At 60.0% G+C, this 485-nt stretch carries 1 protein-coding gene; it reads right to left on the bottom strand.

The features are described from left to right. A partial coding sequence (locus tag IB245_RS28940; RefSeq protein WP_192496363.1) for a helix-turn-helix domain-containing protein occupies nucleotides 1-230 on the bottom strand: 230 nt, incomplete at its 3' end. Nucleotides 231-485 lie beyond the last annotated feature (255 nt).

Below are 485 nucleotides of genomic sequence, written 5' to 3'. Positions count from 1 at the left end.
CTGCACCTGTTTTCAGCGACGTAGAGGACAACGCGGAGCCTGAATTCTGCAGTATAGGTCCGCGCAGGACGGTCCTCCAGACCGGCTTTACCCTGACGACGGTAAGCCCGCAGCCAGCGGGTCAGTGGGGTTCTGCCCACACTGAACAGGTGGGCTGTTTCTTTGATACTCGACTGTCCGGCCATGTAATGCAGTACAGCTGCAAGCCTGGTATGGAAAGGATATTTCATTGTTCTGAACCTCCAGATTTGGAATCTGGTGTCCAGGATCCGGGGTTCAGTGCAATCGCCACCACCCTGGCGACCCGGGCTCCCGGCGGTAAATCGCCGCTTCGCGGTGCCCTCAGCTTATTCCTTCAGGCTATCGGGTCGGGCATGAGCCTGCATCCCTGCAGGCCACGCCCTCTCGGCGCATCCCTGCGCCTCGCCCCGGCCTTACGGAAACGCTTCGGCGATTTACAGCCGGACCAGGGCATCGCTATAAGC

The organism is Pseudomonas sp. PDM02, assembly GCF_014852285.1.
GTDB lineage: Bacteria > Pseudomonadota > Gammaproteobacteria > Pseudomonadales > Pseudomonadaceae > Aquipseudomonas > Aquipseudomonas migulae.
The sequence above is the reverse complement of the archived record's forward strand: the minus strand, read 5'-3'. Positions and strand labels throughout refer to the sequence as shown.